Here is a 15,459-nt window from a genome sequence, read left to right on the forward strand (position 1 = left end):
AAAATTTGCTTCGGCCCGTAAGGAATTGCCCCCTTCGGCGTAGGCCTCAGCTCTTGCGCGGCAGGACGCGGGCGGGGGTTTCCATCTGGCCGCGTGTGACGCCCAGCTGATTGATCAGTTTCAGCTCGCGCCACAGCTCGGCGCCGGTGATCTGTCCGCCGAGTAGCTGGCGGTAGCGCTCGACGGTGCGCGTCACCTCGTCGGCGGACTCGGTCAGGAATTCCACGCGAAAACTCCGGGCGCCGAGGGCCATCAGTCGCGCGGCGTATTCCGCGCCGGTTTGCGCGCGGCTATTGTAGACGGTGTTGCGGCAGCCGGCGTCGGCTTTGAGCGGATGTTCGGCGCCGACGCGGTCGCGCAACGCCACGCGATGGGTGTCGCACGGCCGGCCGCAGTCGCGGTAGTCCTTGCCCGTCGACAGGAACGCACAGAACACGCAGTGCTCCATGTGAAACATCGGCATATGCTGGTGCAGCGTGATGTCGAACCACGTGCCGGGAGCATTCTGCAACAGCGCTTCGAGCTGGCCGATGTTCAGGTCGTAGGAGGCGGTCACGCGCTCCAGTCCGTGGTGGTTGACGAAGTAATCCGCCGTGAGCGGATTGGCGACATTGAGCGAGAAATCGCCACGCAGACGTCGGCCGGCGAAGGCTTTCAGGTGGTCGTAGTTGCGCACCAGGTAGCCGTCGGCCTCGCACGACAGCACCTGCTTGATGATCCATTCCTCGCCGGGTTTGAACACACGCGGCGCCGCAACCCAGATCGAGGCGGTCGGTTGGTCGCCCTGCAACGCGCGAAAGCGGACGACGGTATCGCGGTAGTGCTTCGGGTTCTCGAATTCGCAATAGAAGGTCCGGGCTCCGGCGGCCCACGCGGCCTCGAGCTGGTGCGGTTCGCGGATCACGACAATCAATTCGGCGGCGGTGACAGCGGGTGCGGCCGGGAAGGCGGGTGGGGAGAAATTTTCCGGGAACTGCCAGCGCGGCGGCACGGCCCGCTGCGCCTCGAGCTCGGTGGCGGTGCGCCGGCGCAGCTCGTTGAGTTCCTTGACCGGCAGGATGACGTCGCCCTCGAGATGGTTCTGCAGCGTGCCAAGCCGGAACGGCGTGCCGCCGAGCCGGCCGAGCTGGTCGGTCAGGCGTTCGGTCGTGAGCGGCTGCTTCTCGGCGCGGGCCAGCGGCAGGGTGGATCCGGCCTTCGTTACATGGCCTTGTTCGTCGCGGGCAAAAAGGGTCAGCGGCGTGCCGGCGGCGCCGTGCACCTCGAGGTGAATCTCACGGCGGAAGCGGATCTGGTCGCCCTCGAAGGTCGCACGCACACGGCGGTCGAGTTCGGGGTCGTTTGTTTTCCAGATGCGGTCGCCGACATGGATGCGGGCAAAATCGATGTCGCCGCGGCCGAAGCGCAGCGTGGTCTCACCCCCGTGCTGGTCGACGTAGTAGATGCGGCCGCCTTCCTCCCTTTCGTCGGGCCGGCCGGCATCGAATACGATGCCATCGCCGGGCTTGGCCGGGGCGGTGAGCTTGAGGGTCACGCTGTCCGCGCTCAGCCGGGTGACTTGGCCGAGGTAGACGCCGCGCTTGGTGCCGAAACGGGCGTGCGCGAGTTCCTGGTTCTGGATGCCGCGGAACCAGCCGGTGTAGAGGCCGCGCGAGAAGCCCATTTCCAAATCGTAGAGCGATTCCTTTCGCACCCCAGCCATCACGGCCGCCTCGGGGGCGGGCGTCGGGCCGAAGACCTCGGCCATCACCTTGTCGAGCGCCTGGCGGTAGACACGCGTGATGTTGGCGACGTATTCGGGGCTCTTCAGCCGGCCTTCAATCTTGAGCGAGGCGACACCGGAACGCACCAGGTCCGGCAGCACGTCGAGGCCGGAGAGATCCTGCGGGCTGAGCAGATAGCGGCGGTCGCCGAGGTCGACCTTCTGGCCGTCGGAAACGAGCTCGTAGGGCATGCGGCAGGCCTGGGCGCATTCGCCACGGTTGGCCGAGCGGCCGCCGAGCGACTCGCTCGTGAGGCACTGGCCGGAATAGGCGACGCAGAGCGCGCCATGCACGAAGACCTCCAGGGGCAGCGCGGTGCCGGCCGCCAGCTGGGCGTCGCGGATGGCGGCGATTTCCTTGAGGGAGTTTTCGCGGGCGAGCACGACCAGGTGGGCCCCGAGTTCACGCGCGAATTCCACGCCGGCCGCGCTCGTCACCGTCATCTGCGTGGAGGTGTGGATGGGAAAGTCCGGCGAGAGCGAGCGGATGAGCCGGCAGATGCCGACGTCCTGCACGATGGCGGCGTCAACGCCGGCGGTGATGATGGCCTTCAGGTAGTCCACGGTCGCGGCGAGTTCATCGGCGAAGACTAGGGTGTTGAACGTCACGTAGCCGCGCACGCCGCGCCGGTGGAGGAACTCCATGAGCTTCGGCAGGTCGGCGACCGTGAAGTTCTTGGCGCGCATCCGGGCGTTGAAGCGCTCGAGGCCGAAGTAGATCGCATCGGCGCCGTTTTCCACCGCGGCCTTGGCGCACTCCCAGTCGCCCGCCGGCGCCAGCAACTCCGGCCGCACCGGCACAGGGCGCGGAGCGGCGGCAGATTCAAGGCTGGGGGCGGTCGGCATGGCGGTCAGGCGGCAGCACTGTCCGGTGAGGGTGGCGGCGGCGGCGCGTCTTTTTTCGCATGGCTCGCGACGTGCGGGGCGGCGGCCCGGAGTTCAAAAGCAAAAAGCAGCGTCAGGATGAAGAAGCCGGTCGCGACGTAGCTCACCATTGGCAGTCCCCGCAGGTGCCCGGCTGCGTCCTTGGAAACGAACCAGCCGGCGAGGATGCTCGCCACGGCGTTGGCCGCCAGTTGCAGGGCCGAGATGATGCTCATGAAGCCGCCGCGATAGCGGGCCTCGACCGCGTTGGTGATCATCGTCATGGCGGGAGCGTAGCGGCCGGACATGGTGACCATGAACAGCGCCATCATCAGGCTGGCAATCACGACCGAGGCCGGCCCGAGCCGCATGATGACCAGGGTGACAACCACGGCACCGAGGGACATGATGACCAGCAGTCGCAGCCGGTCCATGTGATCGCTGAGCCAGCCGATGATCGGGGTGCTGATGGCGGTGGCGACGCCGCCGACGGCATAGGCGATGGGCAGCTCGACCCCCTCGTTCAGGCCGACGTTGGCGATGAACGAGGGCGCCAGGAATGGCACCAGGATGCCGCCGGCCATGCCCAGCATCGAGCCCACGGCAAAAGCGCGCAGATGGACGCCATGCGTCATGATTTGCTTCATCTGTTGCCACGGTTCATGGCCGTGCACGGCAGTGCGCAAATGAGGCAGGGCCAGCGAACCGATGATGAGGTTCACCACCACACAGCCGGCCAGCAGGAAAAACGCGGCATGCCAGCCGAAGTGTCCCGCCAGCATCAGGCCGGCCGGCACGCCGAGGACCGAGGCGACCGGAAACGCCGCCGTCACGATGCCCATGGCCCGGCCGCGCCGGGCGGGCGGGATGAAGTCACCGACCATGGCGGTGACCAGCGAACTGGCGAGTCCGCCGAAGGCGCCGGCCGCGAGCCGCGCCAGGAGCAGCAGATGGTAGGTGGGCGCGAGGCCGCAGGCGAGCGTGGCCAGTCCGAAGCCGGCGTAAAGGACGAGGAGGGCGCGTTTCCGGTCGAATTTGTCGAGCAGGAAGCCGCCGGCAAACCCGCTCACTGCCGCCGCGATTCCGTAGCACGCCACCAGCTGGGAGAATTGCGCGGGCGTGATATTGAAGGCCGACATGAGCTGCGCGCCCAGCGGCATCATGATCATGAAGTCCAGGATATGGGTGAACTGCACGGCGCCGAGCACGAGCAGCGTGGCGCGCTCGCGGCCCCGCGGCAGGTGATGGTGCTGGTCGGTTGCAGGCATGAAAGGTCAGGATTTCACGGAATCAGGCGCGGTGCAACTCAGCTTGCGGGAAGCGGGGTGGGCCGAAAGGGTGGGGCGGATTCCGTCGGGGCCGGGCCGACCACCGCGCGGGCCACCTCGGCAAAGAGCAAGGCCCCCCTGCCCAGATGCCGCCGGCGGTGCCGCACCAGGGCGATGTCGCGCGAGGGCTGGACGGGCCCGCTGAACTTGCGGAAAATCAGTCCCTCGGGGTCGGTCGCGCTGCGGGCGCTCTTGGGCAGGACTGTGACCCCGAGCCCCATGGCCGTAAGCGATTTGGCAGTGGCGAGCTGCCCGCAGCGGTGACTGATCCGCGGCTCGAAGTCATGATCGCCGCAGAAGTGCTGGATCTGCAGCGTGAGCGTGGAGGCATCGCCGAGCAGAATGAAGTTTTCCTCGCGGAGGGACTCGAAAGTCAGAGTGGCGGCCTGCGCCAGACGATGGGTCGCGCTCATGGCGACCCAGAGGGGCTCGCTGTAGAGTTTTTCGATGTGCAGGCGAGGTTCGTTGAAGGGGAGGGAGATCAAAGCCCAGTCTAAGTGTCCATCTAGAACTGCCTCGGCGAGCGGCCGGCGAAAATCCTCCTGCGTCTGGATGTTGAGCTGGATTTCACTCGCCCGACAGTAAGCCAGGACCGCTGGAAAGAAGAACGGGGCGACCGTGGGGATGGCTCCAACAACAACCTTCGGGCCTATGCCCGTATTCTCTTTGAGTTCCTGCAGGGTCTGGTCGACATCTCCCAAGATGCGGCGGGCGCCCTCCATCAGGGTCTTGCCCGCTTCAGTAAGCACGGCCTTGCGGCCGAGCCGGTGAAAGAGCTGCTGCCCGAACTCTTCCTCGAGGTTCAGGATTTGCTGGCTGAGCGATGGCTGGGAGATGAAAGAGCGTTGGGCGGCTTTCGTAAAATTGCCTGTCTCAGCGACTGCCAAGAAGTAACGCAATTGGTATAATTCCATAGCTAAATCAGATAGTTAAAATAGAAACTAAGTATTTAGGCTATTGAAAGAGTTAAGGTATACTCAGGCCAGCACCAAATCAGGTGCTCAGAGAAAAACACCAAACCAATCAACTTTATGAAGACCAACACTCTCCAGATCACCCTTACGGCAATCGTCGCCAGCAGCCTGGCGCTGTTCGCGGTCACGACCATCGCGGTCAGCATCAGCTACCTCGCCGTAGGCATCCTCATCGCGGTGGCGGCCGTGGACTACCGGCAGGGGCCCAAGAACTACGCTGCGCGGTAAGCGCCTATTTTAAGTCAGTGTCAGTGTGTAACAGAGGCCGGGGCGAACCCCCGGCCTCTTTTAATGTCTGCACCCGGCGCCTTCCGGGCGCAACGTAGACAAAATTCCGGCCCCGTGACGCTCTTCAGGAAACAACCCCCGACGGATTGCATGGAGGCGACACATGATCATGGCACCTGGAAACACTGGCTCGAAGCCCACGGCCCCAAGCTGCTGCTGTGCGCCCGTCAGTGGACCCGTTCGCTCGCCGATGCCGAGGATGTGGTCCAGGAAGCCTTCGTGCGCTATTGGCGCCACCAACGGCACCTCCCCGGCGATCCGCAGGCCCTGCTTATCACGTCCATCCGCCGGGCCGCGCTGGACCACGCCCGCCGGCACGCCCGCCGCACGGCCCGCGAAGAGAAGGCCGATGGCGGACTCGAGGAGCGTGAATACACTTTCGAACCCCAGCCCGGAGAGGACGCCGATCGCCGCCATGAGATCGAAGCTGCGCTGCAACGCCTGCCCGCCGGCCAGCGCGAGGTCCTCGTGCTCAAGATCTGGAATGAGCTCACTTTCGAACAAATCGGCGAGACCCTTGAAATCCCGCCCAACACCGCCGCTTCGCGCTACCGCTACGCGCTGGCCGCGCTCCGCAAGGAATTGAAGCCCGCCTGCCATGGATGAATCACTCCAGGAACTGGAAGCCGAATTGAAAACGCTGCAGCCGCGCCGCGCCGCGCCGCGGTGGCTTGCCCAGGTCAACCGGGAGCTGGCCGCCGAACTGCCCGCGTCCGTGCGTCCCCGCTATGCCACGGCGACCAATCTGAGCTCTTGGAAATGGCTGGGCTGGCGCACGGCCGGTCTCGCCGCGCTGGCGCTGGTGGCTGCATTCGTCGCGATCAATTTCCGTCAGCCGCAATCCGCACCCACGGATCGCACCCTGGCGGCCGCCACTCCGGCGGTGCCGGCCCCGGCCAGTGTCGCGGCTTATCAGCCGGTGACGGCCACAAACGTCCTCTACGACCTGAAGGACGAGGGCGCGGTGAAGATCGACGGGGACACTTCCGCCCGGCAGGTCCGGGCGCGTTTTGTGGACACATACACTTGGAAGAACCCGCGCAACAATGCCTCGATCAAATGGACCGTCCCGCGCGACGAGGTCCGCGTCATGCCCGCCAGCTACAACCCGAATTAATCCTCCTCCGAAACCCAACCCTCAATTCCCCTTATGAAAGCATCCCTCAAATACCTGCTGCCGGCTCTCGCCGTGGCCGCTGTCACTCCTTCCGCCTGGGCCGAAAAGGAAATCACCATTCGTCGCCTCGACCAAGACGCGCCGCACCATGGCATGCCAATGCGCGACGACGATGACGACCGGATGGAAAAGGAGAAGGTCACTTTCCTGGGGGTCGAGACCGCACCGGTCAGCCGCACCCTGACCGCCCAGCTCGGGCTCGGTCGCGATACCGGCTTGGTGGTCACGCGCCTTGCGGAGAAAAGCCCGGCGGCCGACCTCTTGAAGGAAGACGATGTGCTGATCAAGCTGGACGACCAGATCTTGGTGAACCAGCAGCAGCTCGGTGTACTGGTGCGGGCCAAAAAGGAAGGTGATGAGGTCAGGCTGACCGTGATACGCGGCGGCAAGGAAACGACGGTCAAGGCGAAGCTCGGCAGCCACGAGGTGCCGAAGATGGCGGGTAATTTCTTCTTCCAAAACGGCCCCGGTGGTTTTGGCGGGACCATGCCGCTGCCGCCTGAGGGCCTTGCCCGCCTGCGTGAGCTGCCGGGCATGGACGATGATCATGCGCGGGATGTCCTGAGCATGATTGGCCGGGAACATCGGAATTTCATGACTGGTCCCGGCGTGCGCATCTTCCGGCGCGGCGGACAAGGCTCCACCATCCTCGATCTGCCCAACAGCAATATCTCCTACTCGGACGACGACGGTTCGGTCGAAATCAAGGCGAATGACGGGAAGCGCGAGCTCACGGTGAAGGACGCCAAGGGCAAGGTGACCTTCCAGGGGCCGGTTAACACGGAGGAGGATCGCAAGAAGCTCCCGCCCGAGGTGCTGCAGCAGCTTGAGAAGCTGGATCCCGACAGCATCAACTTCGAGCCGGGCGAAAAATTCCGGCGCGACGTGCTGCCGCTGCCGGGGGAACCGGCCAAGACCAAGATCCGTCAGGAACTCGGCCGTCCGGTCGATCCGCAGCAGCGCCCGCTGTAAAACAATTAGGCGCGGCCTGGGCCGCGCCAGTGTGTGTGCAATGCACCGGGGTGACGTGAAAGCGTCGCCCCGGTTTGCTTTAGGCAGCCGGCTTCAGCTCGTCCGGAGCGGGGCGCTTCAGGATGGCGGCGATGATCAAGCTGATGACAAAGCAGACGATAAAACCGATCACAAAACCGAAGCCGGCGTAGAGGCCAGGACCAGACCATTTTTCCGTCATGTCAGCCATCCGGTCGATCTGGGCATCGGGAATGCCTTTGGCGGCCCACTGCTCGCGCATCATATTAAGCTGGTAGGTGAAGAAATTCGGGTTGACGAACTTGAAGTGGATATAGGCGTAAACCGATCCCATGAGCGTGGCATAAAGGCTGATCAAGGTGCCGGCACCCAAGGCCTGACCGTAGCTAAAGCCTTTGCCGGGCGTTTCCTCGCGCACTGCTTTGACGCCGAGATAGAGCACCGCGATGGTGATAAGGAGGCGAAGCCACTCGATCTTTTGGCCGATCGCCAGTTTTTCGGTCTGAAACCCGGTGAAGAACATCAGGAGGCTGAAAACGGCGCCGCAGATAGTCAGGGTGAGTGCGTAGAGGAATTTGGTGCTCATGGCCGAACCTTGAGGGTGACGGCTGGCAAGCTCAATGCCGTTGTGACAGACGGCAGTCAGCCCAGATGGGCGGTTTTAACGATTGTCGCCGGCGAGCACACGGCCGAGTCCGCCCAAGATGGAGCCTTCCTCGCGACCGCCTGGCCTGTCTTAGGGCGCCGCAGCCACGATCCGGCCGGACCAGGGAGGAGAAGGGGAGAGGGACTGGAGTCAGGTCCTGCCTGGACCATCGGTCAGGCGGATCGGGATCATTGATCTGAGGGCTTGAGTGTAACGATCGTCGCACCCCAGCTGCCCGATGTTTCATCACCCTGAACAAAGCCGGCCACGCCGGGAGAGCGGCGGAGATGCGTGTGCACGGTTTCGCGCAGCGTGCCCGTCCCTTTGCCGTGCACCACCCGCACGCGGCGGATGCCGCGCTGTCTGCATTCCGCAAAATAGTCATCGAGTAACGGTATGACCTCCACCGGCCGAAAGGTATGCAGATCCAGTTCGCCCGTGATGGGAAGAGAGATTGGTTTGTTCGGTTCCTCCGTCGGCACAGGTCTTATTCTCAGTGGCGGTCAAAAACAGGCGACAAAAAACCCGCCCCTTTCGAGGCGGGCTTTTGACACACACACACTAGCAAAGAACACACTGAACAACCAAAAATCAGGATTTCGCGAGACGCACCGCGCCGAGTGGCTTGAAAACCTGCGCGATCCGGGCCTTGAGTGCGGGCAATTCCAGCGATACGGCCACCGGCTTGGCGGCTTGGGCGCGGAGTGCATCCAGGCTGGCGGCGATGTATTGCTCGACCGATGAATTGCGGGTGCTCTCGACGAGAAAAGTAGGAAGAACGACGAACTCAGACCGTGACTGGCTTTGAGCGGCACTGGCGCCAGTGGCGAGCACCACGAGAAGGACGAGGGAGAGAAGGGAAGTCGTTTTCATGAGAAATGTTTTGTTGCCCTACATACACGCAAGCGATGTGCCAAGTTACAGGCGCTCGCGTAAACCATTGTCACCTAGCCGATAGAAATATTCTTCACGCTTTTTGCCCAAGTCACATGAAGGCATGGATGCACGAAGTTGAAATCGGTGGTTCCCACGAATGGGACAATTCCCCGGTCATGCATGACCATGACTTCCGTCCGCGCCGGTGAGCCGCGCCCAACTGAGGTGGAGCCGGTTTTTCCACGAGTACTCTTCGGCCTCATTCAATTGATGGCGCTCTTTTTCGCCGGGCATTTGTTCTACGGGGTCGATGTCTTCGGCCACTTCGGCAACCTGCTCATCGCGCGTGCCAGCGGCGCTTGGTTCCCCGTCAGCTTCATGCCGGAGTTCAAGCAGCACATTGCGCGGTTCACGATCGCCTACTGGGTGATCGACGGTTTCGGCGGGGTGCTCTGGACCGGTAGCAGTCTCACGCAGCTCCTGCCGACGCTGCGCATCCTGCTCGGCACCACCGCGGTCGCGATGACGATTGCGGTGTGGCGGTTCAACCGCAGCCGGCTCTTTGATTAATCTAATCCGCGGCGGGCGGGGGTGACGGCTTTTCCGGCGCGGCCTGCTGGATGGCACCGACGGGCTTCGGGGCCGGTTTGACCGGCTCCTCTTCCATTGCGCGGCGAACCTCCTCCTCCACGCCGCTCGCGGCCTTCTTGAACTCCCGGATCGATTTGCCGATGCCGCGGGCAAGCTCCGGCATCTTGTCTGCCCCGAACAGGAGCAAAAAGATGAAGAGAATCAGCATTACTTCGGGACCACCGATGTCGAACATGGGGAAAGTAGACGGTGAAGTGGGGAAAAAGTAACGGAAAAATCCGCGGTTATTTCTCGATCTCGTAACGGCCCACCATTCCGGCCTTCACGTGGTCGTCCACGTGGCAGTGGTAAAGCCAGATGCCGGGGTTGTCGGCGCGCATGTCGGCCACCTTCATACTGGCGGGGAGGAGCTCCACGACGTCCGTGCGCCGGCCCTCGTGCAGCACGGTGTTGCCGTGCCAGTGGGGCGTGTGGACGTCGGTGCTGTCACCCAGTGCGACCAGATACCAGCGCACCCGTTCGCCGACCCTCATGCGCAGCATGGGCAGGTTGCCAAAGACATAACCGTTGATGCTGTGGAAGCGATTGAGGCTGGTGGCGTTGGAACCGGAGGCGAGCAGCGCGGCGTTGCGCAGAGAGAACCGGCTCTGGGTCTCGTCAAAGTTCATGAAGAGCGTGATAAATTCGCGGTCCACGTCCTTCGGCGATCCGTCGGGGCGGGCTTCGCCGTGGCGAGTGACGATCAACGCGCCGACCAGTCCGGTATTGATGTCCTGCGGGCTGTTCACGTGTGCGTGATACAGCCACACGACGGAACTGGGATCCTGCGGGCCGGGCCCGGAGCGGGTGGGGACCTGCCAGCGGTAGGTGTAGGTGTCGCTTGGCGCGATGGCTTCGTCGTCCTTGTCGGAACCACTCGTGCCGTCCGGGTAGCGGGCCCCCTCGTAGGGTTTCAGGTAATGCACCCCGTGCGCGTGCAGGCTGACAGGGAACGAGGTGTTGTTCTTCAACGTGACCTCGATACGGTCGCCAACCTCGGCGCGGATGATGGGGCCAAGGATGCCCGCATGCTCCCAAGCGGACGGCCGGGGCTTGAGCCGGGTGAAGGTCTCATCGGTGTATTCGCGGAAGACGGCCTTCTTGAAGACAGGCGGCCGGCCGTCGGCGCCGCGTTTGAGCCAGGGGGTATCATCGCCGCAACACTCGAGACTGAAGACCACGTTGCCGGCCGGGGCGTAGTTCCAGTCCACTTCATCCGCGGCGATGTAGTAGATGCGGGTCTCACCGGTCAGCGGTTCGGTTTCCGCGGCGGCCAATCTGACGGCCACCACCGCCGCCAGCCCGGCGGCGCGGATCCAGCGCAGGTTCATCCGAGCGTGATCTCGACGTAGAATTTCTGGGTTTGCCCGGGCACGACCGAGTGGAGCCCGATCTTGGTCTCGGCGGCATTGGGCGGCCCCATCCAAGGCTCGATGCAATAGTAGGGCGATTTGTCGTCCGCGGTCCACGTGACCACGGCGAGGTCACCGGCCGGGCTGTTGGCCATGCCGCTTCGGAAGTGCAGGCGGTTGCCGGTCGGTAGCTCGGTGACGGCAAAGACCTCGCGGCGCAGGCCGGTGTGGATGAGGTCGATGAGACTGGGGTTGGCGAGCGTCTCGCGGGCACTGACTTTGGTGAATGGCACCAGCCCGCCGCGCTCGTCACGTTGGAAATACTTGGTCGCGGTGGTTTCGAACAGATAGTCCTTGCGGGTGCGGCCGGCACTCCACGGCAAGGTGAAGTAGAAATGGTGGCCTGCGGACCAAGGCATCGGCTTGCTGCCGAGGTTGGTCAGTTGCAGTTCCACAAACAGCCCGCGCGGGTCGAAGCGGTAGCTGACGACGAATTCGTAGTCGTAGGGATAGGCGGCCTTGGCGGCTTCGTCGGGTACGAACTGTGCGGAGAAGCCGCCTTCGTCGAGCCGGATGGTGCGGAACTTGCCCTGCCGGGCGAGACCATGCATCGGCATCGGACGGCGCACGCCATCTTCTGCGCGCCAGTGGTGGATTTCACCCTGATCGTAGGAGCGTCCGCCGAAAGGAAAGAGGATCGGATTGCCGCCACGGACACTGGCGATGGCGTCGAGGTTTCCCACCTCGGGCCAGTAGACGATGTCGCGCACGCTGCCATCTCCCAGCGTGACATTCCAATTCATGAGCCGGGCGCCCTTTTCCGGCAACGCCAGGAAGGAGGAGGTGCCGACCTGCCATTTGAAAATCGTTTGCCCGAGATACGGGATGCGTTCCATGGGTAACTTGGTAAACCAAAATGACCGCAGCGTTCCAATACAAAGTCAGTTAAATTCTCGTTCTGCCTCGGAATGGGGCCAACGCGGGCGATTTTTGAAAGAAGGAGCCGGATTATAAGTTGGTGGTGCTTGCTAGCCGGTCGGTCAGGCGTAGACTGCCTCCCTGATGTTCAAACGGGCACGCCTTCTTATGGGGTTCCTCCTCGGGGTCCTGGCCGGCCGGGCGGCCGAGCTGGCACCGGCTGGGGCCATGCCGCCGGCGATCATTGCGAGCAAAAAGACGGTGGTTTACGTCATCCCGGTCAAGGATGAGATCAACCGCCCGACCCTCTATATCCTGCGCCGCGGCCTGAAGGAGGCGATCGAGCAAAAAGCCGACGTGGTGCTGCTCGATATGAATACCCCAGGCGGCGCGTTGGATGTGACTTTCGAGATCATGGAGGCGCTGGAGAAATTTCCGGGAAAGAAGCTGACCTTTGTGGATAAGGAGGCAATGTCGGCCGGAGCCTTTATCTCCGCCGTGACCGACGAGATCTATTTCGTGCCCACCGGTGTCATCGGCGCGGCGGCCCCCGTGCTCTCGACCGGCGGGGACGTCGACAAGACGATGAAGCAGAAAATCGTGAGCTACCTGCGGGCCCGCATGCGTGCCAGCTCCGAGGGCAAGGGCTACCGCGGTCAGGTCATCTCCGCGATGATCGACGAGGATTATGAGCTCAAGATCGGTGAAAAGGTGCTAAAACCCAAAGGGGAGTTGCTGTCGCTCACCGCCAGCGAGGCGATGGAGAAATACGGCGAGCCGCCGCAGGCGCTGCTTGGCGCGGGCAAGGCCGCGGACCTCGCCGCGCTGCTGACCGCGAAATTCGGCGCCGGCGGCTACGAGATGCGGCAATACAAGGTCACGTGGTCGGAGGAATTCGCCCAATACCTGAATGCGTTTTCTTCGATCCTCATGGGTCTCGGGCTGCTCGCGATTTTCATCGAGTTCAAGGCGCCGTCGCACGGGGTGTTCGCGGGCATCGGCGTGCTCCTGCTGCTCATCGTCTTCTTCGGGCACTATGTAGCCGGGCTTTCGGGGCACGAACCGGTGCTGCTGTTCAGCCTTGGCCTGGTGCTGCTGGCGGTGGAGATATTCTTCTTCCCCGGCATGGCGTTGCCGGCGCTGACGGGCGTCGCACTGATGCTGATTTCGCTCGTGTGGGCCATGGCGGACTTCTGGCCGAACGAGCCGCTCAATTTTTCCGGTGGTGTCCTGGTGCGGCCGCTCACCAACCTCGGGCTCGGGCTGGTGCTCTCCCTGGTATTCGGCACGCTGTTGCTGCGCTACCTGCCCAAGGGATGGATGTGGGACAAGATGATCGTCGGCTCCGCCATCGGCGGGACCGCGCAGGTGGCCGGGTTCGCGCCGGAGGCGGCGCATGAGGTGGCGAGCCTCATCGGGCAGCGCGGAGTAGCCATGACGGTGTTGCGACCCAGCGGACAGATTGAGATCGGTGGCCGGCGTTTTGAGGCCACGGTCGAGGTCGGAGCGGTGGACGCCGGCGACGCGGTCATCGTCTGCGGACGCACGGACTTCGCCCTCATCGTGCAAAAGGCCTCCGTATGAACGCCATCATCATTCTCTATGTCATCGGGGCCCTGCTGCTGGCGGCCGAGATCTTCCTGCCCGGCGCGATTGCGGGCATCATCGGCGGGATCGCGTTGCTGGCCGGCAGCGTGCTGTCTTTCCGGGAATTCGGCCTCGGCGGTGGCCTGGCCGCGAGCGCGGGAGCCCTGGCCTTGGTGATGCTGATGCTTTACCTTGAACTTGTCGTGCTGCCGAAGACCGCGTTCGGCCGGAAGCTGGTCGTGCAGGCCGTGGTGGACGCCACGAGTCAGCCGCCGCTCGCCAGCCTGGAGGCCGTGGTGGACAAGCCCGCCGAGGCACTCACGACCCTTGCGCCCAGCGGCTACGTGCTGGTCGAAGGCCGGCGCTACGAGGCTTTCTGCCGGTCCGGCCACGTCGCCAAAGGCGCCGCGCTGCGCGTGGTCGGCGTCGACAATTTTCGCGTCATCGTAACCCAATCCTGATTTACTTCCCATGAACTCCATCCCGTTGGTTTTTGCCATTCCGCTCGTCGTCGTTGTTCTCATCGTCGTCGGCGTTTTTCTTTCGTTCATCGGCGTCTGGCTCAAGGCCCGCCTGAACGGCGCCCCGGTGGGCATCCTCAACCTGCTTGGCATGCGCCTTGGCGGCGTGCCCTACAGCCTCGTGGTCGACGCCCGCATCACGGCGGTGAAAGCCGGCATCGAGGTGACGACCGACAAGATTTCCGCGCACTACCTGGCAGGCGGCAACGTTGTCCCGACCGTGCAGGCGCTGGTCGCCGCGCAGAAGGCCGGCATTGTTCTCGACTGGGACCGCGCCTGCGCCATCGATCTCGCGACCAAGGGGTCCGGCAAGTCCGTGGTCGAGGCCGTGCGCACCTCGGTGGATCCCAAGGTCATCGACTGCCCGAATCCCGAGAGCGGCCGCACGACTATCGACGGCGTCGCGAAGGACGGCATCCAGGTGAAGGTGAAGGCGCGCGTCACCGTGCGCACGCACCTCGACCGCTTTGTCGGCGGCGCCAAGGAGGAGACCATCATCGCCCGCGTCGGCGAGGGCATCGTCTCCACCATCGGTTCGTCCGAGAGCTACAAGGTCGTGCTCGAGTCGCCCGACAGTATTTCCAAGACCGTGCTGGCGCGCGGGCTCGATGTCGGCTCGGCGTTCGAAATCCTCTCCATTGACATCGCCGACGTGGATGTGGGCGAGAACGTCGGCGCCAAGCTGCAGGAGGCGCAGGCCGAGGCGAACAAGAGCATTGCGCAGGCGCAGGCGGAAATCCGTCGCGCGGCCGCCGTGGCGGTCGAGCAGGAGATGAAGGCGCGCGTGCAGGAGATGCAGGCGAAGGTCGTCGAGGCGCAGGCCCAGGTGCCGCTTGCGATGGCCGAGGCCTTCCGCTCGGGCCGCTTGGGCGTCATGGACTATTATAAAATGGAAAACATCCAGTCCGACACGGCGATGCGCGGTTCGATTGCGCACCCCGAGGGAAAGAAGTAACCAGTCGCTGACCGATCTCCATGGATTGGGTTTTCAATCATCTGCAGTTGATCATCGCCATCGCCGGTGCGATCGGGTGGTGGCTGAGCCAGAGAAAGCAGGTGCGGGCCGGCGACGAAGCTCCGCCGCCGGAGCAGCGGGGCTTCGAGGACCCCGAGCTGGCCGAGCGCACCCGCCGGATCCGCGAGGAAATCCAGCGCAAGATCGAGCAACGGGCGAAGGGCTACGCCACCGAACAGCCCAGGCTGCCCCGCGCCGAGACGGCCGAGCCACCACCGGTGGTGCGGGAAGTCGTGATTACCCGTGCAGCGCCGGAAATGCGCCGGGGCATGTCGCAGGCCGAGGCCCAGCAACAGACCGAGATACTCGCGCAGCAGGCGACACTGGCCGATAAGTTGCGTGAAGCCGAGCTGATGAAGGCCGCGGCCCTGAAGCGGACCGAGTTTGAGGCGGCGACGGCCGATCATTCGGTTGCGGCGAGAACGCTGTCGCGCTCGACGGTGCTGGATGATTTGCGCGACCCGGCGGCTCTGCGTCGGGCGTTCATCCTGCGCGAGGTGCTCGGGCCACCCGTGGCCCTGCGCTGAAAGG

Annotated in this window: 18 protein-coding genes; 9 read left to right on the forward strand and 9 right to left on the reverse strand. The window is 63.9% G+C overall.

What is annotated here, in order from left to right; translation table 11 throughout:
* Positions 1-46 precede the first annotated feature (46 nt).
* The 3 genes from BLU29_RS11940 to BLU29_RS11950 are packed head-to-tail and all read right to left on the reverse strand — an operon-like array spanning position 47 to position 4,868.
* Entirely contained in the window at positions 47-2,608 is a 2,562-nt protein-coding gene (locus BLU29_RS11940; RefSeq protein ID WP_091058179.1) for a U32 family peptidase, read from the reverse strand.
* Positions 2,609-2,613: 5 nt separating this feature from the next.
* A complete protein-coding gene (locus BLU29_RS11945; RefSeq protein ID WP_091058182.1) occupies positions 2,614-3,894 on the reverse strand; it encodes an MFS transporter in 1,281 nt (426 codons plus the stop codon).
* 38 nt (positions 3,895-3,932) lie between these two features.
* Entirely contained in the window at positions 3,933-4,868 is a 936-nt protein-coding gene (locus tag BLU29_RS11950) for a LysR family transcriptional regulator (RefSeq protein ID WP_091058184.1), read from the reverse strand.
* Between the two features lie 117 nt (positions 4,869-4,985).
* Here BLU29_RS11950 and BLU29_RS18060 point away from each other — a divergent pair, with 117 nt between their 5' ends.
* From BLU29_RS18060 to BLU29_RS11965, 4 genes are all read left to right on the forward strand, one after another.
* The gene (locus tag BLU29_RS18060) at positions 4,986-5,156 is read left to right on the forward strand and encodes a hypothetical protein (protein ID WP_157693820.1); all 171 of its coding nucleotides are present in this window, start codon (positions 4,986-4,988) and stop codon (positions 5,154-5,156) included.
* Positions 5,157-5,306: 150 nt separating this feature from the next.
* Positions 5,307-5,822: a sigma-70 family RNA polymerase sigma factor gene (locus BLU29_RS11955; RefSeq protein WP_091058187.1), complete on the forward strand. Its 516-nt coding sequence runs from the start codon at positions 5,307-5,309 to the stop codon at positions 5,820-5,822.
* Positions 5,815-6,333 carry a hypothetical protein gene (locus tag BLU29_RS11960; protein WP_091058190.1) on the forward strand — a complete coding sequence of 173 codons (519 nt, stop codon included), beginning with the start codon at positions 5,815-5,817 and terminating at the stop codon, positions 6,331-6,333. Before BLU29_RS11955 ends, BLU29_RS11960 begins: the two co-directional genes overlap by 8 nt.
* A gap of 72 nt (positions 6,334-6,405) precedes the next feature.
* The gene (locus BLU29_RS11965; protein ID WP_157693821.1) at positions 6,406-7,365 is read left to right on the forward strand and encodes a PDZ domain-containing protein; all 960 of its coding nucleotides are present in this window, start codon (positions 6,406-6,408) and stop codon (positions 7,363-7,365) included.
* A 79-nt stretch (positions 7,366-7,444) separates the two neighbouring features.
* On the opposite strand, the gene BLU29_RS11970 is transcribed toward BLU29_RS11965, so the two are convergent.
* The 3 genes from BLU29_RS11970 to BLU29_RS11980 all read right to left on the reverse strand — a co-directional run bounded on the left by BLU29_RS11970 (position 7,445) and on the right by BLU29_RS11980 (position 8,902).
* Positions 7,445-7,969, reverse strand: coding sequence for a DUF4199 domain-containing protein (locus BLU29_RS11970; protein ID WP_091058194.1), 525 nt, complete (start codon positions 7,967-7,969; stop codon positions 7,445-7,447).
* A gap of 248 nt (positions 7,970-8,217) precedes the next feature.
* Entirely contained in the window at positions 8,218-8,511 is a 294-nt protein-coding gene (locus BLU29_RS11975; protein ID WP_091058197.1) for a Smr/MutS family protein, read from the reverse strand.
* 109 nt (positions 8,512-8,620) lie between these two features.
* Positions 8,621-8,902, reverse strand: a complete 282-nt coding sequence (locus tag BLU29_RS11980; RefSeq protein WP_091058199.1) for a hypothetical protein — start codon at positions 8,900-8,902, stop codon at positions 8,621-8,623.
* A 189-nt stretch (positions 8,903-9,091) separates the two neighbouring features.
* On the opposite strand from BLU29_RS11980, the gene BLU29_RS11985 reads away from it, so the two are divergent.
* Complete coding sequence (locus tag BLU29_RS11985; RefSeq protein WP_157693822.1) at positions 9,092-9,475, forward strand: ABC transporter permease; 384 nt, start codon at positions 9,092-9,094, stop codon at positions 9,473-9,475.
* 1 nt (position 9,476) lies between these two features.
* Here BLU29_RS11985 and BLU29_RS11990 read toward each other — a convergent pair whose 3' ends face one another.
* The 3 genes from BLU29_RS11990 to BLU29_RS12000 are packed head-to-tail and all read right to left on the reverse strand — an operon-like array spanning position 9,477 to position 11,783.
* Entirely contained in the window at positions 9,477-9,731 is a 255-nt protein-coding gene (locus tag BLU29_RS11990; RefSeq protein ID WP_091058204.1) for a twin-arginine translocase TatA/TatE family subunit, read from the reverse strand.
* A 49-nt stretch (positions 9,732-9,780) separates the two neighbouring features.
* A complete protein-coding gene (locus tag BLU29_RS11995; RefSeq protein ID WP_091058206.1) occupies positions 9,781-10,866 on the reverse strand; it encodes a multicopper oxidase domain-containing protein in 1,086 nt (361 codons plus the stop codon).
* On the reverse strand, positions 10,863-11,783 hold the full coding sequence (locus BLU29_RS12000; protein WP_091058208.1) for an aldose epimerase: 921 nt from the start codon (positions 11,781-11,783) through the stop codon (positions 10,863-10,865). Before BLU29_RS12000 ends, BLU29_RS11995 begins: the two co-directional genes overlap by 4 nt.
* Before the next feature lie 190 nt (positions 11,784-11,973).
* Here BLU29_RS12000 and BLU29_RS12005 point away from each other — a divergent pair, with 190 nt between their 5' ends.
* Genes BLU29_RS12005 through BLU29_RS12020 form a run of 4 tightly spaced genes read left to right on the forward strand, consistent with a single transcriptional unit; the run spans position 11,974 to position 15,455 of the window.
* Entirely contained in the window at positions 11,974-13,389 is a 1,416-nt protein-coding gene (locus BLU29_RS12005; RefSeq protein WP_231962225.1) for an NfeD family protein, read from the forward strand.
* Positions 13,386-13,853: an NfeD family protein gene (locus BLU29_RS12010; protein WP_091058213.1), complete on the forward strand. Its 468-nt coding sequence runs from the start codon at positions 13,386-13,388 to the stop codon at positions 13,851-13,853. Before BLU29_RS12005 ends, BLU29_RS12010 begins: the two co-directional genes overlap by 4 nt.
* A 10-nt stretch (positions 13,854-13,863) precedes the next feature.
* Positions 13,864-14,868 carry a flotillin-like protein FloA gene (gene floA / locus BLU29_RS12015; protein ID WP_091058216.1) on the forward strand — a complete coding sequence of 335 codons (1,005 nt, stop codon included), beginning with the start codon at positions 13,864-13,866 and terminating at the stop codon, positions 14,866-14,868.
* 20 nt (positions 14,869-14,888) lie between these two features.
* Positions 14,889-15,455: a hypothetical protein gene (locus tag BLU29_RS12020; RefSeq protein ID WP_091058218.1), complete on the forward strand. Its 567-nt coding sequence runs from the start codon at positions 14,889-14,891 to the stop codon at positions 15,453-15,455.
* Positions 15,456-15,459: the final 4 nt, after the last annotated feature.

Source organism: Opitutus sp. GAS368, from assembly GCF_900104925.1.
Taxonomy (GTDB): domain Bacteria; phylum Verrucomicrobiota; class Verrucomicrobiia; order Opitutales; family Opitutaceae; genus Lacunisphaera.